The organism is Enterococcus sp. 3C7_DIV0644, from assembly GCF_002141235.1.
In the GTDB taxonomy this organism is placed as follows: domain Bacteria; phylum Bacillota; class Bacilli; order Lactobacillales; family Enterococcaceae; genus Enterococcus_D; species Enterococcus_D entomosocium.
In genome coordinates this window covers 3,271,148-3,290,295 of the sequence record NZ_NGLK01000001.1, presented here as the reverse complement: position 1 = coordinate 3,290,295, position 19,148 = coordinate 3,271,148, and the positions used below count along the sequence as shown (strand labels likewise).

The 19,148-nt window shown below is 42.9% G+C and carries 22 protein-coding genes and 1 other annotated feature (1 of these 23 cut by a window edge); of the genes, 7 read left to right on the top strand and 15 right to left on the bottom strand.

Annotated features, from left to right (window positions below):
* Position 1: 1 nt before the first annotated feature.
* The 12 genes from dinB to dnaX all read right to left on the bottom strand — a co-directional run bounded on the left by dinB (position 2) and on the right by dnaX (position 9,801).
* The gene (gene dinB, locus A5877_RS15585) at positions 2 to 1,126 is read right to left on the bottom strand and encodes a DNA polymerase IV (protein ID WP_005236610.1); all 1,125 of its coding nucleotides are present in this window, start codon (positions 1,124 to 1,126) and stop codon (positions 2 to 4) included.
* A gap of 150 nt (positions 1,127 to 1,276) precedes the next feature.
* Complete coding sequence (locus A5877_RS15580; protein ID WP_005229830.1) at positions 1,277 to 1,618, bottom strand: P-II family nitrogen regulator; 342 nt, start codon at positions 1,616 to 1,618, stop codon at positions 1,277 to 1,279.
* 16 nt (positions 1,619 to 1,634) lie between these two features.
* The gene (locus A5877_RS15575; protein ID WP_005236611.1) at positions 1,635 to 2,852 is read right to left on the bottom strand and encodes an ammonium transporter; all 1,218 of its coding nucleotides are present in this window, start codon (positions 2,850 to 2,852) and stop codon (positions 1,635 to 1,637) included.
* 172 nt (positions 2,853 to 3,024) lie between these two features.
* Entirely contained in the window at positions 3,025 to 3,885 is an 861-nt protein-coding gene (gene rsmI / locus A5877_RS15570; protein ID WP_086317210.1) for a 16S rRNA (cytidine(1402)-2'-O)-methyltransferase, read from the bottom strand.
* Positions 3,886 to 3,959: 74 nt separating this feature from the next.
* Positions 3,960 to 4,307, bottom strand: a complete 348-nt coding sequence (locus A5877_RS15565; RefSeq protein WP_077452675.1) for a DNA replication initiation control protein YabA — start codon at positions 4,305 to 4,307, stop codon at positions 3,960 to 3,962.
* Positions 4,308 to 4,326: 19 nt separating this feature from the next.
* Complete coding sequence (locus tag A5877_RS15560) at positions 4,327 to 5,127, bottom strand: stage 0 sporulation family protein (protein ID WP_086317208.1); 801 nt, start codon at positions 5,125 to 5,127, stop codon at positions 4,327 to 4,329.
* A gap of 29 nt (positions 5,128 to 5,156) precedes the next feature.
* On the bottom strand, positions 5,157 to 6,089 hold the full coding sequence (gene holB / locus A5877_RS15555; protein WP_005236622.1) for a DNA polymerase III subunit delta': 933 nt from the start codon (positions 6,087 to 6,089) through the stop codon (positions 5,157 to 5,159).
* A gap of 14 nt (positions 6,090 to 6,103) precedes the next feature.
* A complete protein-coding gene (locus A5877_RS15550) occupies positions 6,104 to 6,433 on the bottom strand; it encodes a cyclic-di-AMP receptor (protein ID WP_005229817.1) in 330 nt (109 codons plus the stop codon).
* A gap of 32 nt (positions 6,434 to 6,465) precedes the next feature.
* A complete protein-coding gene (gene tmk / locus A5877_RS15545; RefSeq protein ID WP_005229815.1) occupies positions 6,466 to 7,113 on the bottom strand; it encodes a dTMP kinase in 648 nt (215 codons plus the stop codon).
* Between the two features lie 20 nt (positions 7,114 to 7,133).
* Positions 7,134 to 7,730, bottom strand: a complete 597-nt coding sequence (recR, locus tag A5877_RS15540; RefSeq protein ID WP_005229813.1) for a recombination mediator RecR — start codon at positions 7,728 to 7,730, stop codon at positions 7,134 to 7,136.
* Positions 7,731 to 7,744: 14 nt separating this feature from the next.
* Positions 7,745 to 8,059 (bottom strand): YbaB/EbfC family nucleoid-associated protein, encoded by a 315-nt coding sequence (locus A5877_RS15535; protein ID WP_005236633.1) that lies wholly within the window; start codon positions 8,057 to 8,059, stop codon positions 7,745 to 7,747.
* A gap of 20 nt (positions 8,060 to 8,079) precedes the next feature.
* Entirely contained in the window at positions 8,080 to 9,801 is a 1,722-nt protein-coding gene (gene dnaX / locus A5877_RS15530; RefSeq protein WP_086317206.1) for a DNA polymerase III subunit gamma/tau, read from the bottom strand.
* 283 nt (positions 9,802 to 10,084) lie between these two features.
* Between dnaX and A5877_RS15525 the strand changes: the two genes are divergently transcribed.
* The 5 genes from A5877_RS15525 to A5877_RS15505 all read left to right on the top strand — a co-directional run bounded on the left by A5877_RS15525 (position 10,085) and on the right by A5877_RS15505 (position 15,362).
* The gene (locus A5877_RS15525) at positions 10,085 to 11,311 is read left to right on the top strand and encodes an SPFH domain-containing protein (RefSeq protein WP_086299567.1); all 1,227 of its coding nucleotides are present in this window, start codon (positions 10,085 to 10,087) and stop codon (positions 11,309 to 11,311) included.
* A 16-nt stretch (positions 11,312 to 11,327) separates the two neighbouring features.
* Positions 11,328 to 12,449: an ATP-binding protein gene (locus tag A5877_RS15520; RefSeq protein ID WP_086299568.1), complete on the top strand. Its 1,122-nt coding sequence runs from the start codon at positions 11,328 to 11,330 to the stop codon at positions 12,447 to 12,449.
* A complete protein-coding gene (locus tag A5877_RS15515; protein ID WP_086317204.1) occupies positions 12,446 to 13,267 on the top strand; it encodes a TPM domain-containing protein in 822 nt (273 codons plus the stop codon). The genes A5877_RS15520 and A5877_RS15515 overlap by 4 nt, the downstream gene beginning before the upstream one ends.
* Before the next feature lie 97 nt (positions 13,268 to 13,364).
* Positions 13,365 to 14,915 (top strand): ABC transporter ATP-binding protein, encoded by a 1,551-nt coding sequence (locus A5877_RS15510; protein ID WP_086317202.1) that lies wholly within the window; start codon positions 13,365 to 13,367, stop codon positions 14,913 to 14,915.
* A gap of 9 nt (positions 14,916 to 14,924) precedes the next feature.
* Positions 14,925 to 15,362 (top strand): helix-turn-helix domain-containing protein, encoded by a 438-nt coding sequence (locus A5877_RS15505; RefSeq protein ID WP_005236643.1) that lies wholly within the window; start codon positions 14,925 to 14,927, stop codon positions 15,360 to 15,362.
* 95 nt (positions 15,363 to 15,457) lie between these two features.
* Here the strand turns inward: A5877_RS15505 and A5877_RS15500 are convergent, their stop codons facing one another.
* Positions 15,458 to 16,426 carry a pyridoxal-phosphate dependent enzyme gene (locus A5877_RS15500; RefSeq protein ID WP_005236650.1) on the bottom strand — a complete coding sequence of 323 codons (969 nt, stop codon included), beginning with the start codon at positions 16,424 to 16,426 and terminating at the stop codon, positions 15,458 to 15,460.
* A gap of 210 nt (positions 16,427 to 16,636) precedes the next feature.
* On the opposite strand from A5877_RS15500, the gene A5877_RS15495 reads away from it, so the two are divergent.
* Both A5877_RS15495 and A5877_RS17255 read left to right on the top strand, forming a co-directional pair.
* Positions 16,637 to 17,656: a branched-chain amino acid aminotransferase gene (locus A5877_RS15495; RefSeq protein ID WP_086299571.1), complete on the top strand. Its 1,020-nt coding sequence runs from the start codon at positions 16,637 to 16,639 to the stop codon at positions 17,654 to 17,656.
* A gap of 149 nt (positions 17,657 to 17,805) precedes the next feature.
* Positions 17,806 to 17,979, top strand: a complete 174-nt coding sequence (locus tag A5877_RS17255; protein WP_005236653.1) for a hypothetical protein — start codon at positions 17,806 to 17,808, stop codon at positions 17,977 to 17,979.
* Between the two features lie 119 nt (positions 17,980 to 18,098).
* Here A5877_RS17255 and rplL read toward each other — a convergent pair whose 3' ends face one another.
* Positions 18,099 to 18,470 carry a 50S ribosomal protein L7/L12 gene (rplL, locus tag A5877_RS15485; protein WP_003127081.1) on the bottom strand — a complete coding sequence of 124 codons (372 nt, stop codon included), beginning with the start codon at positions 18,468 to 18,470 and terminating at the stop codon, positions 18,099 to 18,101.
* A gap of 60 nt (positions 18,471 to 18,530) precedes the next feature.
* Complete coding sequence (gene rplJ, locus A5877_RS15480; RefSeq protein WP_005236672.1) at positions 18,531 to 19,031, bottom strand: 50S ribosomal protein L10; 501 nt, start codon at positions 19,029 to 19,031, stop codon at positions 18,531 to 18,533.
* Positions 19,032 to 19,096: 65 nt separating this feature from the next.
* Positions 19,097 to 19,148, bottom strand: a sequence feature (ribosomal protein L10 leader region) (it continues 75 nt past the right edge of the window).

Genomic DNA, 19,148 nt, shown 5'->3' with positions numbered 1-19,148 from the left:
TCTACTGATCGTCAGATGTTTGCCATAAAGGCAGTACGATATTTTCATAGGTCAGAGGATCGAGATTTGTGACGGTGATTCCCAAAAGACGAATGCCTTTTTCAAGACCTAAAATCTCTTCCCAAATGAGACTGGCTTCTGAAAATAACTGTTCTTTTTTATGAACGTAAATCGGCAAAGTCACTCGTTTAGTGATCGTAGAGTAATCACTGTAACGGACTTTCAACACGACTGTTTTGCCATGTTTCTGTGTGCGCTTTAGTGATCTCTCAACTTCTTCTGCGATGGCGCGTAATTGACTTAAAACTTGTTCTTCACTCGTTAATGGATTGCCGTATGTATGCTCCTTACCGACTGATTTTCGTTCTCTGGTCACACTGACTGGTGAATCATGGATTCCTCTAACTTTGCGATACAAAGAATACCCCATTTTGCCAAATTCGCGGATCAACGCCATCTCACTCCAAGCGTATAGATCTGCTCCTGTAAAAATGCCTAACTCATGCATCCTGGGGACAGTTTTCTTCCCGATCCCATGAAATTTATCGATGGGTAGTTGTTGTAAAAAGGCCACTGCCTCATCCGGCATCACCACTGTTAACCCTCGTGGTTTATGATAATCCGAGGACAATTTTGCCAAAAACTTGTTGTAACTGACGCCTGCCGAACAAGTCAAATGGGTCTCATGCCAGATGTCTCGCTGAATCAGACGAGCGATCTTAATTGCTGAAGGACAGTTGATTTTGTTCACTGTGACGTCCAGATACGCTTCATCAATTGAAACTGGTTCGATGATGTCGGTGTATCGGTGAAAAATTTCTCTGACTTGCTGGGACACTTCACGATACTTTTGATGATTCCCCGGTTTAAAAATCGCTTGCGGACAAAGCTCGTAGGCTTTTTGTGCGCTCATTGCCGAATGGATGCCATATTGTCGCGCCAGATAATTCGCTGTCGTGACCACTCCTCGGCCGCCGGTATCACTTGGGTGACGGGCAATGACAAGGGGATGCTTGGCCAGCTCAGGATCATCCCGTTCTTCCACCGAAGCAAAAAAAGCATCCATATCAATATGAATAATTTTGCGGCTCGTATCATTTTTTAAGGGAAATTGCAGTTCCGACATCGTTGCTCACCTCGCTTCTTATTATAAACGAACAGAAGTTCCCTATCAAGCAAGGAATCGAGGGAAGCACGCAAAAAGGACCAATCTTCATTGGTCCTTCCTTCTACATTCACTGCTTTTGCGGCCCTCTTCATGGTCCAAGAAGTTCTACTATAAGGCAGCTTCCCCTCGTTCATTAGTGCGAATCCGAATCGCTTCTTCCAAAGGGTAGACGAATATTTTGCCATCACCGACTTCATCTGTCCGACAGATCGATACAATCAGCTCAATCACGGCATCGACTTTTTCATCTGCCAAAACAAAGCGGACATTTACTTTCGGTAAAAGAGTCGTGATCACTTCTTGGCCACGAATAAACTCTTTTAACCCTTTTTGATTGCCACACCCGAGAACTTGACTGACCGTCATCCCACTGATCAGATCCGATTGATCCAAAGCGGCTTTTAGCTCCTCTAATTTTTCTTGGCGAATAATCGCTTCAACTTTTTTCATGACTGCTCCTCCACTCTTAAGAATCTAACCCCATAAAGGTAGGATAGGCCGTTTCATCATGTTCGATCCGATCCATCCCCACCGCTTCTTCTTGCTGAGATACGCGAATCGGCATCACCCATTTAATCAAGGTAATTATGACAAAGGATAGGATACCAGCGAACAAAATCGTAAATACGATACTTTCGGCTTGTGCGATAAAAAGATCAACACCGCCATAAAGCAATCCTGAATGTCCACCAACAGCGGGATCGGCAAAGATCCCGGTCATCAAACCACCGAAGATTCCGCCTACCCCGTGACAACCAAAGGCATCCAATGCATCATCTAACCCTAATCGATGTTTGATGACGGAAATAAAGAAGTAACAAAACGGACTGACTAAAGCGCCAATGATAAAGGAAGACCAAAGGGAGACAAACCCCGCCCCTGGTGTGATGGCAACTAAGCCCACAACTGCACCTGTACAAGCACCGACGATTGTCGGTTTTCCCACGACGATTTTTTCGATCAGCATCCAAGAAAGCATCGCACTGGCTGCTGCTGTATTCGTGGTCATTAGGGCGTGGATCGCTAGACCATCAGCTGCTAACGCAGAGCCAGCATTAAAGCCAAACCAGCCAAACCATAAAAGACCGGCACCTAGTACAACAAAGGGAATATTATGAGGACGATATTCGGTTTGATGAAATTCTCGTCGCTTACCGACAACGATCGCTAAGACTAGCCCACTGATTCCCGAACTGATGTGAACGACATTGCCTCCTGCAAAGTCGATCGAGCCGATCGCATCTAAGAAGCCACCGCCCCACACCATATGCGCCATTGGAAAATACACGAAAACCAGCCAGAAGCCAATAAATAGAAAAATAGCAGAGAACCGCATTCTTCCAACGACTGATCCAGTGATAATCGCCGTTGTGATCAAAGCAAACATCATTTGAAAGGCAGCAAACAACCCTTCTGGAATTCCCTCTCCTTCTGACATCGAAACATGATTGAAAAAGACTTTGTCTAAATTGCCAATAAATGATCCTGTCCCGCTAAAGGATAATGTATACCCTAGAGCGACCCAGAGGACGGACGCCAAGCCCATCGTACAAATCACCATCATCATGGTATTGAGGATGTTTTTGCGTCGTTCCAATCCTCCATAAAAAAATGCCAATGCTGGAGTCATTAGAAAAACCATACCGCTACAAATTAAAATAAATGCAATATTCCCTGTATCCATTTTACACGCCTCCCTTTCTATATGTTAGCTATCCTAACACCATATTTTCGAATAATCTAGATTTTTCTGAGAAAAACATGAATTTTCTGAAAATAGCTGACTTTATATGTTAGGTAATATCACATAAGTGAGCGTGTAGTACAAAAAAATACCGAGAGAAGTCTCGGTATGATTACTCTTCTATTTGGTGATACGCTTGATAGACAAGCTGTTTCTTTACTTGATTACGTTTAGCCACTTCTTTGATTGCTTCTTTTGAGGACATTTCGGCCTCTTCCATCAAGGCAGCTACTTGTTCTGAGTAACTTCCTTCATAAACAATTTCATGTATTTCAGAAGAGCCTTCCACCAACAGACAGCATTCTCCTTTGATTGGCTGCTGCTCTAAATAGTCGATCAATTCAGAAAAGGTCCCTCGCAAGTATTCTTCATGGATTTTTGTCAATTCTCGGCAAATGACTGCCTGACGTTCACCAAATACCTCTAGCATTGTTTCAATCGTCGCTGCGATTCGATAGGGTGACTCATAAAAAATCATCGTTGCTTTCTGGGTCGCTAATTCACTCAAGGCTTGTTTTTGTTCTTTTTTCTTACGAGGTAAAAAGCCATAAAAAAGATTTGGTTGCGGCGATAAGCCTGAAGCAATCAACGCTGTCAAACCTGCCGTAGGTCCCGGAAGCGCAATCACCGCGATTCCTTCAGCTAGACAGGCCTTGACTAATTCATGCCCCGGATCACTGATGGAGGGCATACCAGCATCGCTGCATTGGGCAATGGTCTTGCCCATCTGCAGCTGTTCTACCAAATGCGGAACTCGCTCTTTATAATTGTGTTCATGTAAGCTTTTTTGCGGTGTCGAGATCTCAAAATGATTCAACAATTTCTGGGTATTGCGAGTATCTTCACTTGCAATCAGGTCCGCTTCTTTTAAAATTTTGACACAACGGACCGTCATATCTTCCAAGTTCCCGATCGGTGTCGGAACAAGATACAGTTTTCCAGTGTCTTGTTTATAACTTTGTTGCTTTTGCATGTACTGCTCCTTTCGAAAAAAAGACCAGTGGAAACTGATCTTTTTTCTAACGAACCTATTAGACTGTCAGTCAGTTATTTGCCGCTTTCACGATAGATCACTTCTAGACAAAATGCACAAGGTTCATCATGTTCTCTGCGAGAACCGTATAAGTCATAACAAACATGAAATCCTTCTTCGTAAATCTTTTCTAAATTCATTCGTGATTTAGAAAGTTCTTGTTTGACCGATTCAGCGGGTGCATCTGCCACTTGGTTCAACTCACGAATGTGTTCACGTAAGCGTTGATTTTCCAATTCTAATGTCGTATTTTTTTCGACGATTTCTTGCAAAGACTGCTTCATTTCCGCTAGATTATTTAAGGAATTTTGCAACTCCGATTCTAACTGATTCAATCCGTCATATATTGATCGTTTGTCCATGCTCATTATGGTCACCTACTTATTTTGTCACTAGTTCTTCATAATCATATTCGATTGGTGTTTGCCGATCATGCAAACGGACTTTGATCACTCGGCTCAACAGATCCAGCCCAACCACACGTCCTTTGCCATCTGGCGTTTCAACTTCCTTGCCGCGATCCGGCAATTCTTTTTTCGCCCGCTCATATTCTTCACTTTCATACTTAAGACAGCACATCAAACGACCGCATAATCCTGAGATTTTCGCAGGATTCAAGGAAAGTCCTTGATCTTTAGCCATCTTGATGGATACAGGGATAAAATCCCCTAAAAACGTCGCACAGCATAGTTTGCGACCACAGGGCCCAACTCCGCCTAGTGCCTTCGCTTCATCCCTGACACCGATTTGGCGCAGTTCAATCCGGGTATGAAATTCACTTGCCAAGTCTTTGACTAATTCGCGAAAGTCAACACGGCTTTCTGCAGTAAACGAAAAAATCAGTTTTGTCCGCTCAAAGGTATAGGCTACTCGAATCAGTTTCATTGGCAACTGATGTGCGCGGATTTTTTCTTTTCCAATTTTTAACGCTTCATCTGCCGCCTTTTGATTGGCTGCTGCCTGTTCCAAATCTTTCTTCGTCGCCCGACGTAAGATAGGTTTGACTACCTGAGGCAAATCGCTCTCATTCATTTCTCTGCTTTTGGTGACGACTGTGGCAAGACATTTAGCATCTTGTGCTTCCACGATGACTTGGTCATTTATAGTATAGGTCTGTTTTTTCGGTGTGTAAAAATAAATCTGGCCTACGTCATGATAACGCACTCCGACAACTTCGATCATCTCTGGTCTCCTTTTCCGGCTGCTGCGTTTTATCCATAGATGATTTTCACGGAAAATTGTTCTGCCACACCTTGGAAAGACACATTGGCTTGCAACTTTTTTTGTGCTTGCAATGCGGCTTCAATGGCACGATTGATCTCTTTTCCCCATAAACCTTGCCCCAACAATCGATCCCGCTCCTCTTGAAAGTAAAATAACAAGAGCAAAAAGATTTCTGATTGCTGATTTTTTTCTTTTGCTAGACCCAATAATTTTTTCTGAACAAAAATAAATGCTTGCGGGTCTTTCTTCAAAAGGTAATTCACCCAACGCTTAACAGCATCCTTAGTTTCATTAAACCATTCATCTTGCGAGATTTCAACTGCTTTATGATAACTATTGGTCAAGTGGCTTAGAAGTCGGCTTGTCTCTTTAGAAAGTCCCTCTTCTTGTAACTTTTCTTGCAGTTTTTCTTTTGACAAAGGAGAGAAATGAATGATCTGACAGCGAGACTGGATGGTTGGCAAAATACGACCAAGGCTCTCCGTTTCTAAGATCGCCAGAAAGTTTCCCACTGGTTCTTCTAAAAACTTTAGTAAACTGTTGGCAGCGCTGTTGTTCATTTTGTCAGCTTGAGACAAAATAAAGATTTTCAAACGGCTTTCAAAGCCGCTTTTTGAGAACTCCTCTTGCAGCTGTCGAATCTGGTCGACTTTGATCATCTGCCCATCAGGTTCAATTTGGATAACGTCAGGATGCTCTCCTTGGGCGATCCGTAGACAATTGCTGCATGCACCACATGGCGCTTCTTCTTGTACATTGGCACAAAAAAGGCGTTTTGCGAGCCATAGACTTAGTTCATGCTTGCCAGTCCCCTTGTCCCCTTCAAAAAGATAAGCATGAGCAATGCGCCCATGCTTGATACTTTTTTTTAGTTGGGCAAAAACAAGAGGCTGGTATTCTTGTAGAAATAACTCCTCCATGAAATGCTCCTTTTTTAATATTGATGGAATCCGTCAACTGGCAGCACGAATACGGTGGCGCCACCGACTTCGACTTCGACTGGATAAGGAACTTGACCATCTAAGGATATATCTAGTGACATCGGTGTCGAGACATATTGCTTTCTTGATTGACAGGTTTTTTTAATCAATTCTAACGCATCTTGCACACGGTCATCTTCAATACCAATGATAAACGTACTATTACCAGCCTTTAAAAAACCACCCGTTGATGACAATTTTGTAGCACGGATATTGGCATCAATAAACTCATTTGCCAAACGATTACTGTCTTTGTCTTGTACGATTGCCATAATTAATTTCATGGGACCATCTCCTTTGTGTTATCCAACCTACCCTAGATTGATTTGAAGTAAGCAGGATACGATTCAACGATTGCTGAATAGCTGGATTCAACAACTTCTTGTAACCCCATTCTAGCATCAATCTTATGAATGCGTACAGGATTTTCTTCCGCTAGCTTTAGATACGCATGACGAACCCGTTGATGAAACTCCAATCCTTCCGAATCTAGTCGGTCATATTGATGTGCACGATTTTCTTGGATGCGACGCAAGCCAGTATCAGAGTCAACATCTAGATACAAGGTAAAATCAGGGGTCGTTCCTTCCGTCGCAAACTCGTTGATCCGTGCGATCTCAGGAATCCCGATGCGACGTCCAGCTCCTTGATAGGCAAGCGAACTGTCAACAAAGCGGTCACAGATCACGATGTGTCCGGCGTTCAATGCCGGCAGGACAACCTCAATCAAGTGTTGGCGGCGTGCCGCTGCATAAAGTAAGGCTTCGGTCCGCTCATCCATTTCTTCATTTCGCGGATCTAAAATAATTTTACGAATTTTTTCAGCGATTTTAACTCCGCCAGGTTCTCTTGTTTTAACGATTTTTCTTGTTGCTTCAAGCTGTAACCGAGGATACAATTCTTCGATCACACTGGTTTTTCCAGCACCATCCGGTCCTTCGATGGTTATAAACAATCCATTCACCCTAATTGCCTCCAATATCTTTATAATTCTCGGCGACCTTCTACTGCTTTTAGCAAGGTCACTTCATCCGCGTATTCAATATCGCTGCCCACAGATAAGCCATGAGCCAAACGCGTGACTTTAATACCGGCAGGCTTGATCAAACGCGACATATACATCGCCGTCGCTTCGCCTTCCGTGGTCGCATTGGTCGCAATGATCACTTCTTTGACCTGATCATCATGCAGCCGCTGTATCAGGGATGCAATGTTGATATCTTCTGGACCTGTCCCTTCCATCGGGGATAACACGCCATGCAGCACATGATAAAGTCCATGATACTCGCGGACTTTTTCTAATGCCATGACATCTTTAGGCTCTTCAACTACTAAAATCGTTTCTTTGTCTCTTGTGGGATCACTGCAGATTTCACAAGGATCTTCTTCCGTTATATTTCCGCAAATACTGCAAAAGTGCAAATCTCGTTTAACACTAAGCAACGATTTAGCAAACTCATTGACGACTTCTTCTTTCATATCAATCGTATAAAATGCCAAACGTGTTGCGGTTTTTTGTCCAATTCCCGGCAGTTTCATGTAACTGTCGATCAATCGGGCGATCGGTTCAGGATATTGCACCGTCATTTCTCCTTTTATAGACCCGGAATGTTTCTTGTATATTTGCCCATTGTTTGTTCCGATTCTTTTTCAATTTTCTTTAATCCGTCATTGATGGCTAAAATGATCATATCTTGCAGCATTTCCACATCGTCAGCATCAACGATTGCTTCATTGATAGCAATGTCTTGTAACGTCTTATCGCCAGTAAAGGTCGCTTTGACATAGCCATTTGTCGATTCGCCGATAAATTCTTTGCTGTTTAGTGCTTCTTGTTCTTTCATCATTTCTTTTTGCATTTTTTGCATTTGTTTCATCATGCCTTGCATATTTCCCATGCCTCGCATCATTATTCATCACTCCATATTCATTAATTTTCTTCAATGCTGGTTAATTCACCAAATAACTCTTGCGCTTTTGTTACTAAGTCGTCATTTTCTGGTTCGACAGGAGCGGCTTCGGTCTCTTCTTGCTCTACTTCAATTTCTGACTCTTCCGTTGCTTGACCGCCAGCCAAAAACTCTTGTCGTAGCGTCGGCCAACTTTCTTTTGTAATAAAGACAGCCTGTGGGGCGTAGTCTTTGATCATACGGGACAATTGATTATGGATCATCAATTGAAACTCTTGGTCGTTACTTGCTCGCTGACATAAGATCTCATAGTCAAAAGCGATCACGACGCCCGATTCGCTGGCAGCTTTAGCTTCACTGGAGTGCAGCATAGCTCTTTGCGTCACGGAAAGAGACATCAAAAGATCGTCCCAAACATTACGAACATTTGCCAAGTCTTTCTTCGTTGCACTTTTCAGTACTTGGAACACGCGTTCCTTTGGTAAACGGAACGTAGTGGTCGCCTTGGTTTTCTTCACTGGCGCGGTGGTTTCAGCAACGGCACCTGTCGGTCGATTCTCTTGCAGTCGTTGCACCTCTGCCTGAAGTTTTTGCAGTGCTTGACGTAACTGCGCCACTTCTTGACTATTGTCAGCTGAATTGCTGGCAACAGCAGCACTTTCTGGATCATTGGCTAATTTGACCACAGCCACTTCCAAATAGATCGTAGGATTGTTCGTAAATCGTACTTCATTTTGCGTATCGTTTAAGACCGTGATCCAGTGATAGATTTTTGATGGCGGGGTAATTTTTGCCAGTGTTTGAAACGCTTCAGTCAACTGCAGAGACTTTTCAGATAGCAGCTGCGGCGCTTGTTGATACATCAGCAAGTCTCGACAATAAACCAACAAGTTTTCCAATAAACGGCGGGCTTCTTTACCAGAGGCTAATAACTCCCGCAAGGTCGCTAACGCATCGGCAACTTCTTTTTCCCCACAAGCCTGCATCAGACGGTCCATCATTTCATAGGACAAGCTGCCCGTCACTTCTAAAGCATCTTGGGTCGTTACGGTTCCATCACTAAAAGCGATCGCCTGGTCGGTGATACTCAAGGCATCCCGCATACCGCCTTCTGCGGCTCGCGCAATGATCTGTAAAGCTTCTGCTTCGTAATTGATCTCGCTAGTAGTAAGGACCGTTTCCAAATGACCCACGATGTCTTGCGTATTGATCCGTTTGAAATCAAATCGTTGGGTTCGGGAAATAATCGTTGCTGGAATCTTATGGGGCTCTGTTGTTGCCAAAATAAAGACAACATTTTTCCGTGGTTCTTCCAATGTTTTTAGTAATGCATTAAATGCGCCTGTTGACAGCATGTGCACTTCATCAATGATATAAACTTTGTATTCTGCTTGGGTCGGTGCATAGTTCGCACGATCACGAATAAAGCGAATTTCTTCTACACCGTTGTTACTTGCCGCATCGATTTCGATCACGTCTTCTTGCGTTCCAGCTGTGATTGAGCGACACATGTCACACTCATTGCAAGGCTCGCCATTGACTTGGTTCGGACAATTGATGGCTTTGGCAAAAATTTTCGCTGCACTTGTTTTCCCGGTTCCTCGAGGGCCCGTAAACAAGTAAGCATGCGAGATTTGATTTTGATCGATTGCATTTTTTAAGGTTTGGGTAATTGCTTTTTGTCCGACAACATCATCAAAACGCTGAGAACGCCAAACACGATATAATGCTTGATAGGCCATAGTTTTCCACACTCATTTCAAAATTCGCTACCTTCTATTATACGTAATATCAGCTAAAAAAACCACCGTTTGCGTGGTGGAATCTCAAAAGAAATGGAAATTTAATTCGAAGAGCCATTCCGCGCGCTTTCACTCACTATATCCTTTTATTCCTCCCTATTTTCAAGAAAAAAGACCATTCCTCTTCTCCAACTTTAGACTGATAACGTAAATCTCACCTCCTATGGTATAATGAATCTACGTTCATCTATTGTGATGAAAACAATTTAAAGGAGGACTGAAAATGGGTATTATCAAAGCGGCAACAAGCGCAATTGGCGGCGGATTAGCAGATCAATGGCTAGAGGTGATCGAGCCTGACAATATGAGCGATTCGACAGTAATGACAAAAGGTGTCAAAGTGCGGCGTAATGACAAACGCGGTTCTAACAGAAAAGGCACGGAAGATGTCATCACTGATGGGTCAGTGATCCATGTCTATCCGAATATGATGATGTTATTGGTTGATGGCGGGCGAATCATCGATTATACCGCTGAAGAAGGCTACTATACCGTCAAAAATGAATTAGCGCCTTCGATGTTGAACGGTTCATTGAAAGATGCGATTTCTGAAACCTTCGACCGCTTTAAGTTTGGCGGCGTTACACCACAAAAACAACAAGTTTTTTATATCAATCTTCAAGAAATCAAAGGAATTCGCTTCGGTACTTCATCGCCTTTGAACTATTTTGACAACTTTTATAACGCAGAACTATTCTTACGGGCGCACGGAAACTATTCCTTACGAATCACCGATCCAATTTTGTTCTATACGAATGCGATCCCAAAAAACAAAAGTCAAGTCGATATCAACGACATCAATGAGCAGTACTTAGCTGAATTTTTGACCGCCCTACAAACAGCGATCAACAAAATGTCCGCTGATGGCGAACGAATTTCTTACGTTCCATCTAAGAGCATGGAATTAAGCAAATATATGGGAACGGTTCTTGATGACAGCTGGCGAGAACTCCGCGGCATGGAAATCGTTTCTGTTGCCGTCGCAAGCATCTCTTATACGGATGATTCCGTAAAACTGATCAACATGCGGAACCAAGGGGCAATGTTAGGCGACCCTTCGATTCGTGAAGGCTATGTTCAAGGTTCGGTTGCTCGTGGTATGGAATCTGCCGGTAGCAATGCCGCTGGGGCTACGACTGGGTTTGTTGGCATGGGCATGGGGATGAACGCTGGTGGCGGTTATTTGAACCAAGCGTCACAAAACAACCAACAGCAAATGCAGCAACAGGCTTCTGCACAAAACAACGCAGATCATTGGGACTGTCCACAATGCGGCACCTCTAATACTGGTAAATTCTGCAGCAATTGCGGGACGCCAAAACCAACGAGCGATGGACCAAGCCTGAAAATGAAATGCAGCGATTGTGGTGAAGTGATCGATTTAGCCAACGGCATTCCAAAATTCTGTCCGAATTGCGGCAAACCTTTCAAAGGTGTCCCAGTAGACTAATTGAGGAGGATTGCTGATGGATGTTATCACACATAAGTGCCCCAATTGTGGGGGCGCTTTAACCTTTGAACCTGGTGATCAAAAATTTCATTGTCCATTTTGTCTGAGTATTTTTACTGAAGACGAAGTCACTGCCTTCGAAGAAAAGCAAAAAGAAGCGCAGATGGCCGATACTCCTGTCTCAGATACTTCTGCAGCGACCGAGACTGAACCGTCCCTTCAAGAAGAAGTTAGAGAGCAAGCCGATGCACAAGCGGGGCAGATGGACCTTTTCACCTGCCCCAGCTGCGGTGCTGAAATCGTGACGGATGCGACTACAGCCGCAACCTATTGCTACTTTTGCCATAACCCGGTCGTTTTGTCGGGACGGCTTTCAGGAGAATTTTTACCTAACAAAGTCCTCCCTTTTGCCATCGAAAAGGAAGAAGCAACTGCGAAATTCTTAGAATGGGCGCAAAAGAAAAAATTTGTGCCACGGGATTTCTTCGATCAAGCACAAGTAGAGAAATTGACTGGTGTGTACTTCCCTTATTGGGTCGTCGATGCTGAGATGAATGGCTCGCTTTCAGGTATGGGTACCTCTTTGCGTATTTGGCGCGTTGGTGATATTGAATATACTGAGCACAAACAATACGATGTCTTGCGACGAGGAAAAATCAAGGTGAATGAATTGCTCAAGCATGCGCTGTCAAAAAACGTTCAGCAAAAAATGGTGACTGGCGTTCAGCCGTTTCCCCTTGAAAAAGCTGTTAATTTTCGCAGTCAATATTTAGCCGGCTTCCAAGCAGAAAAAAGAGACATTGAATACATTGATCTTTCTGACGAAGTCAAAAACGAATTATCGGGTTATGCTGAAAATCTGCTAGCAGGTACCGTCAATGGCTATACTAGTTTTAAACGCAACAATCGTTCCATCAATCTAACAAAAGAAGAAAACAACTACGTTTTGCTTCCTGTATGGCTAGTGACCTATCGAGCCGATGATGAAAACAAGAGTGCCTTTTATTATGCGATGAATGGGCAAACCGGAAAAGTCAGCGGTGTTTTACCGATTAGTTACAAGCGCTTGGGAATCGTCAGTGGCGCAATTTTCGCGGCAACGACCATCCTCGCATTGATTGGAGCGTATTTCTTATGAAAAAACTATCTTATTTGTTGTTACTGCTGGTTGGTTTTTTCTTAACCGCCCTGCCCGCCTTCGCAGCCGAAGAGACAGTCGCAGACCACGCTGGACTCTTTACCGAACAAGAGATCCAGAAGTTGAACGAAGAAGCAGAAGCGCTGAATGCAAAGATCAAGGGCGAAGTTTTTATTCAAACAACAAACAGCAATACGGGAGATATCGAGTTGTACACTGATCGATATCTTTCAAGACGGATCGGCAACGACAACAACGGTTCGGCATTGGTGATCGATATGGCGCAACGGAAATTTCACGTTTCGACTTCCGGAAATATGATCGATTATCTTACCGATTCACGTCTAGATAAGCTACTTGATTCGGTATTTGACCAGATGGCAGAGGGAAATTATTATCAAGCTGCATTGGTCTATCTGCAAAAAGCAGAGGGTTTTGTGGAAGCAGGTGTTCCAGCCGATCATTATCGTATCGATCGTGATACCGGAAAAATTACTTATTACAAAGTGATAACGCCACTAGAAATTGCTATTTGCTTAGCGATCGCGGCAGTGATCAGTATCGCTTTTTTCATCATTGTTAAATCCCGTTACCAATTAAAAATGGGCGGCTACAAATTTAACTATCTAGAAAAATCAAGTATTGATCTGACCCAAAAAGAAGATCGCTTAGTCAATTCCTTTGTCACAACCAGACGCATCCCCCGTCCTTCGAATAATGGTGGAGGCGGTGGTGGCGGTTTTTCTGGCGGCGGCGGTGGCAGTACGACCCACTCTTCTGGTGGCGGAACATTCGGCGGCGGCGGACGCAGCTTTTGATTTTTCAAGAGTTCCTTTAATCAGGAACTCTTTTTTTATTGACAATTTTCATAAAAACATCTACCATTTAGGAAAATATAGGAAATAAGTTGATTTTATGTTTGAAATTATTAGAAACAATAAACTTTTTATCAGTTTGAGTAGTTTGCTAGTTTTTTTGACTGTCCTGACAAACCTCGCTTTCCCTTTGCTTCTACAAGAAGATCACGCACTGCGCTTTGATCATCTCGTCGGCTTATTAGCGTTCATATTAAGTATCACTTATTGCGCGCAATTCTTATTGATTTTGATGAAAGAGCGCTATGCAGCTTCGATGAATGTTCGCCATCTCTTAGAATTGTTAAAAAAAATGAAAAGGAAGAGTTATGTAGAACTCTCTGAAAAGGAGCCCACTTATCTATTAAACCGCATCTTTGGCGTTGTTGATTCCTTATACTTGTTTATTTGCGGTAGTTTTAGCGAATCCATTCGCTGCTTTTTCTTATTGCTGATCCCACTTTTTTTGTGTTTCCAATTGCATTATTTACTGGGTTTCATTTTACTATCGCTATTTCCCATCAATGTTTTTGGGTTTCGATGGATCAATCAACAGTTGAGTATTAAGATGAAAAATATGCAAGAAGCATTTGCTCTTAGCAATAAGGAAATGTTAACAACATTGTCCCATATTGATACAATGAAGCAATGGAGTGACGCTGTTCTTGAGCAGCTGTTTTCCTCTCAATTGACATCGATGTATCAAACATTAGCAAACACCAATACTTTTGCCCAAACGACTAGTTTAGTCCTTAATGCGATCAATCAGATCGCCCAGATCGGCGTCTATTTGTTTATGATTCAAGGAATATTACAAGATGAACTGCCAACCTCTGCGTTGATTTTGATTGGCGTGCTATTACCCATTTACTTTTCTGCATTAAGTGGTTTAACGAAAATCAATCTTGATACAGCTACTCTGAGGACCAATCAACGTTTTGTTAACGAAGAATTGGCTGCTCCCGATGACCGCTGGAACCAAACGTGTGAAGCTACTCTGAGTCTTACTTTCGACCACCCTGTCGTATCCATTGGCAACCACAGCTTTTCCTTTCCCATTGAAGAAACCTTGAAACCTGGTGAACATATTTACTTGGCTGGCGCTTCAGGAAAAGGAAAATCAACGTTTTTAAAGGCAATTGCTGGCCTTTATCCATCAGAAGGAATTTCGCTTTCAACGAAGAGTAAACGCATCAAGCCAAGAAACCCTGAAACAGATAAAACCCTCTACCTTGCTCAAGACCCTACGATTCTCTCTCGGACAATTGAAGAAAATCTTGTATGGGGAAGAAAAATGACGAGAGAAGAAAAAATAATTATCGAAACCTCTGGTATTTTAGCGCCCATTTTTCAACAGCGCTCATGGACTAGCAGGCTTACGGAAAATGGTGCCGACTTGTCTGGAGGAGAAAAGCAAAGAATCGCTCTAGCTCGCATATTATTAAGTGATGCCGAAATCATTCTTTTAGACGAAGCTACCAGCAGCCTTGATGATGAAGCTGCCGAAAAGATTATGAAGTATTTAAAAAAACATGCAGAAAAACGCATGATCATCTATACTAGTCATAAGAAAGAGGAGCAACGCTTTTGTGATCGTACAATCGCTTTGTAGGAGGAACCGATGAAAGATTATTATACCGTTGAAGAAGTCGCTGAAAAACTGGGCGTAACGACTCGAACCATCCGAAATTATCAAAAGACCAACCAACTTAAAGGGACAAAAATTGGCGGGCAGTGGCGCTTTTCTTACAAAGATGTGGCTTCGTTGATGGGCGAACCATTTGAAGATCCCCTGCTTTCTTTTGCTTCAATACGTTCAGAAAAACAGATACCCGAAAGCTTACTTGCCATTGATTTCTTTATTGAATCAGAGGAATTGCTACAACAGCAAAAAAAAATCGTTATTGATGAGTTCAATGCACTTTACTCAGGGGAAAGTCGGCGTTTTTACTTTGAAAAAATCAACCCAACGATGGCACGATTTACATTGATCGGACCGTTGAAATATGTAACAACCTTTGGACAGTGGATCGAAACAATACTTTCTCTCCCAAAGTAATCATCTGAGCGCCTGCTTTGAATTTAAAAGAAGAGACCCAATTAGGAGAATGTCTAATCAGGTCTCTTCTTTCTTTTTTTAAAGGCTTGTTGCACTCAGATGATTTCCTTAAACACAGAGAAATCAATATTGCCGCCGGAGACCAATGCCACAGTTTTCTTTCCTCGAAGCAAATGATCGATCTGTCCGCTTAAAATCGCCGCCGTACTTAATGCACCAGCCCCTTCTGCGATGACTTTTTCCCTCAATGCTAAGTAATGGATCGCTTGTTCGATATCGGATTCTTCAACTAAGACCGTTTCATCGATACGGGTCTTTAAAACATCATAGGTCAGTTCCCCTGCCAAAGCAACATCACAGCCATCGGCGATCGTTCTACTGCGGCGATTGGCTACTAGCTTTTGCTGCCAAAGTGAGGCGATCATGCCATAAACGCCATAGGATTGAACGCCGATGATTTTGACTTCTGGACGAAGTTCTTTTAAGGCTAAAGCAATCCCAGCAATCAACCCACCACCGCCGATGGGAATAATGACATTATCAACATCTGGAAGATCCTCCAACAGTTCGATCGCAATCGTTCCTTGCCCCTCCATTACTGCACGATCATCAAAGGGAGAGACAAATACTTCGCCACTATCTTTCATGGCGTCTAGTGTCAGTTGTTTGGTTTCATCAAACGTCTCTCCTGCTAAAACGACTTGTGCGCCATAACTTCTTGTCGCCTCTATTTTTGTTTTGGCAGCCGTTAATGGCATAAAGATTCGGACATTGATCCCCAGTAACGATCCGGCGAGAGCAACACCTTGCGCATGATTTCCTGCAGAACAGGCAATGACACCGCGAAGTTTTTCTGCATCAGTCAATGACGCGAGTTTGTTATACGCCCCCCGCGCTTTAAAGGAGCCGGTACGCTGTAGATTTTCTAATTTCAAAAATATCGTGCCCTCTTTTTCTTTGCCTAAAATATTACTTGGTGCAAGTGGTGTATGGATCATGATTGGTTTCAATCGTCGATACGCAGCAGCGATCCCCAGACTGTCCGTCAACACTTCCTCAATCACAAACGTTCCCCCTTTTTTGTTTTTTTATACTCTCATTGAAGCACAGAACTTGTAGAAAAACAATCTGGGGAACTCGTACAAGCAAAGATCGGTTCCCCTTTCTTTACACGTCACTGTCACCAAATATTCTTACAGAAGAATTTTCAGAAAATAATGACATTTCTTTTCTGAAGTGCTATACTTAGAAAAATTAAAAAAGGGTGTGAACGAATGACAATCGATTGGTCAAATTTAGGGTTTTCTTATATCAAAACGCCATGGCGTTTTTTGGCAACATGGAAAGACGGTTCTTGGAATGAAGGCGAACTTACCGAGGATAATTATCTGCATATCCACGAGGGATCAACCGCTCTTCATTATGGACAGCAATGTTTTGAAGGACTAAAAGCCTACCGAAGAAAAGATGGCGGCATCAATTTGTTCCGTCCAGACGAAAATAGCAAACGGATGAACCGCAGTGCCTATCGCCTGCGTATGCCAGAGGTTCCTGAGGCCTTTTTCTTAGATGCGGTAAAACAAGTAGTAAAAGCAAATCAGGAATATGTTCCGCCTTATGGCAGCGGCGCCACCTTGTATATTCGTCCTCTATTGATTGGCGTCGGAGAAAATATCGGTGTCAGCCCAGCACCAGAGTATATTTTTACGGTTTTTTGTATGCCGGTCGGACCTTACTTTAAGGGCGGATTGACACCAACCAATTTCATTGTTTCTGATTATGATCGCGCGGCACCAAATGGTACTGGCGCAGCCAAAGTTGGTGGAAATTATGCGGCGAGTTTGTTACCTGGATACGAAGCCCATCAACGGAAATTTTCCGATTGCATCTACCTTGATCCAGAAACGCATACCAAAATCGAAGAAGTCGGTTCTGCCAACTTTTTCGGGATCACGGCTGCTAATGAATTTGTGACACCAAAATCTCCTTCTATTTTACCAAGTATCACAAAATATTCATTGCTGCATCTAGCGCAACATTCATTAGGATTAACCCCTGTGGAAGGTGATGTTTATCTCAATGAGCTGGATCGTTTTGTCGAAGCGGGTGCCTGCGGAACAGCTGCTGTTATTTCCCCGATCGGCGGGATCCAAAACGGCGAGGATTTCCATGTGTTCTATAGCGAAACGGAAGTTGGTCCACAAACAAAAGCATTGTATGACCAATTGACCGGCATTCAATTCGGCGATATTTCGGCACCAACCGGTTGGATCTTTGATGTTCCATTGGATTAAGCGAACCGGGCTACATCCTCTTCAACCGAACGATCACTACGGACCGTTCGGTTTTTCTCTTTCTATCGATCAATTTATCATCACTGCATCAGAATTGATTGCCACAACTCTTTTGACTTGTTACAATCATAGCAAAGGGAGGCGTAATGATGGGCAAACGATTCGGCTATTCTTTGCTAGCAACAGCCTTGTATTTGGTGGTTTCCAATATTGGTAATCTCGTTTTTGGTATTAACCGCAGCTTTAGTTGGACCACAACGTTGTGGGAAGCATTTTTCTTTTTTATTTTCGTGTTCTTATTCCAACAATTTCGAAAAAAATAAGCAGCGATCCTCGCTCATAAAAAAACGAGGATCGCTGCTTATTACTTTTTAGGAATCTCAGCCTCTAACAAAAAAAGCGCCAAACCCCTTCATACGAAAAGATTTGACACTAAGAAAAATTATTTAACTGTTACTGAAGCGCCAACTTCTTCTAAAGCTGCTTTCAATGCTTCAGCTTCGTCTTTAGAGATGCCTTCTTTAACTGCTGAAGGAGCTCCGTCAACGACTGCTTTTGCTTCTTTCAAGCCTAAGCCAGTTGCTTCACGAACTGCTTTGATAACTTTAACTTTTTGATCGCCAGCTGCAGTCAATTCTACAGTGAATTCAGTTTGTTCTTCAGCAGCACCAGCATCGCCAGCTCCACCAGCTACAGCTACAGGAGCTGCAGCAGATACGCCAAATTCTTCTTCGATAGCTTTAATTAAATCGTTTAATTCTAAGATTGTCGCGCCTTTTAGCTCTTCGACAATGTTTTCAATGTTCAATGCCATTTTGTTTTCCTCCATTTAAGTAAGTAGTTTAGTTTTTAATACTGAAAAATTATGCGGCAATTATGCTGCATCTTCTTCTTTTTCTGCCACTGCTTTGACAGCGTAAGCCACGTTGCGGATAGGTGCTTGTAGCACAGATAGCAACATAGAAAGAAGTCCTTCGCGGTTTGGCAATTTCGCCAATGCAGTAATTTCTTCCAATGAAGAAACTTTGCCTTCGATGATACCGCCTTTGATTTCTAAAGCTTTTGCGTCTTTTGCGAAATCGTTAATGATTTTTGCAGGTGCAACAACGTCTTCGTTACTGAATGCTACGGCAGTAGGGCCAGTGAATACTTCACCTAAACCTTCTAGACCAGCTTTTTCAGCAGCACGAGAAAGAATTGAGTTTTTGATAACTTTCATCTCAACGTTTGCATCACGCAATTGTTTACGTAAGCGAGTTACTTCATCAACAGTTAGTCCACGGTAGTCAACAACGACTACAGATGCGGCTGCAGAGAATTTTGCACTCACTTCATCAACGATCGCGGATTTTTTAGCGATAGCTGCTTCACTCATTTATATTTCACCTCCTGATTTTGATGGAAGAGTTTCTTCGAAACAAACTGTTCCTTTGTCCTATAAAGGACAATAAAAAAACTCTATGCCACCGTAGACATAGAGGGACTATTGAAG

Coding starts and splice junctions, on each gene's coding strand:
- A5877_RS15495 (WP_086299571.1), top strand. CDS start 16,637: ATGACAATCGATTGGTCAAATTTAGGGTTTTCTTATATCAAAACGCCA.
- A5877_RS15525 (WP_086299567.1), top strand. CDS start 10,085: ATGGGTATTATCAAAGCGGCAACAAGCGCAATTGGCGGCGGATTAGCA.
- A5877_RS15580 (WP_005229830.1), bottom strand. CDS start 1,618: ATGAAAAAAGTTGAAGCGATTATTCGCCAAGAAAAATTAGAGGAGCTA.
- A5877_RS15520 (WP_086299568.1), top strand. CDS start 11,328: ATGGATGTTATCACACATAAGTGCCCCAATTGTGGGGGCGCTTTAACC.
- rplJ (WP_005236672.1), bottom strand. CDS start 19,031: ATGAGTGAAGCAGCTATCGCTAAAAAATCCGCGATCGTTGATGAAGTG.
- A5877_RS15510 (WP_086317202.1), top strand. CDS start 13,365: ATGTTTGAAATTATTAGAAACAATAAACTTTTTATCAGTTTGAGTAGT.
- rplL (WP_003127081.1), bottom strand. CDS start 18,470: ATGGCATTGAACATTGAAAACATTGTCGAAGAGCTAAAAGGCGCGACA.
- A5877_RS15505 (WP_005236643.1), top strand. CDS start 14,925: ATGAAAGATTATTATACCGTTGAAGAAGTCGCTGAAAAACTGGGCGTA.
- dnaX (WP_086317206.1), bottom strand. CDS start 9,801: ATGGCCTATCAAGCATTATATCGTGTTTGGCGTTCTCAGCGTTTTGAT.
- A5877_RS17255 (WP_005236653.1), top strand. CDS start 17,806: ATGGGCAAACGATTCGGCTATTCTTTGCTAGCAACAGCCTTGTATTTG.
- A5877_RS15550 (WP_005229817.1), bottom strand. CDS start 6,433: ATGAAATTAATTATGGCAATCGTACAAGACAAAGACAGTAATCGTTTG.
- holB (WP_005236622.1), bottom strand. CDS start 6,089: ATGGAGGAGTTATTTCTACAAGAATACCAGCCTCTTGTTTTTGCCCAA.
- rsmI (WP_086317210.1), bottom strand. CDS start 3,885: ATGCAAAAGCAACAAAGTTATAAACAAGACACTGGAAAACTGTATCTT.
- A5877_RS15575 (WP_005236611.1), bottom strand. CDS start 2,852: ATGGATACAGGGAATATTGCATTTATTTTAATTTGTAGCGGTATGGTT.
- A5877_RS15565 (WP_077452675.1), bottom strand. CDS start 4,307: ATGGACAAACGATCAATATATGACGGATTGAATCAGTTAGAATCGGAG.
- dinB (WP_005236610.1), bottom strand. CDS start 1,126: ATGTCGGAACTGCAATTTCCCTTAAAAAATGATACGAGCCGCAAAATT.
- A5877_RS15535 (WP_005236633.1), bottom strand. CDS start 8,059: ATGATGCGAGGCATGGGAAATATGCAAGGCATGATGAAACAAATGCAA.
- A5877_RS15560 (WP_086317208.1), bottom strand. CDS start 5,127: ATGATCGAAGTTGTCGGAGTGCGTTATCATGACGTAGGCCAGATTTAT.
- A5877_RS15515 (WP_086317204.1), top strand. CDS start 12,446: ATGAAAAAACTATCTTATTTGTTGTTACTGCTGGTTGGTTTTTTCTTA.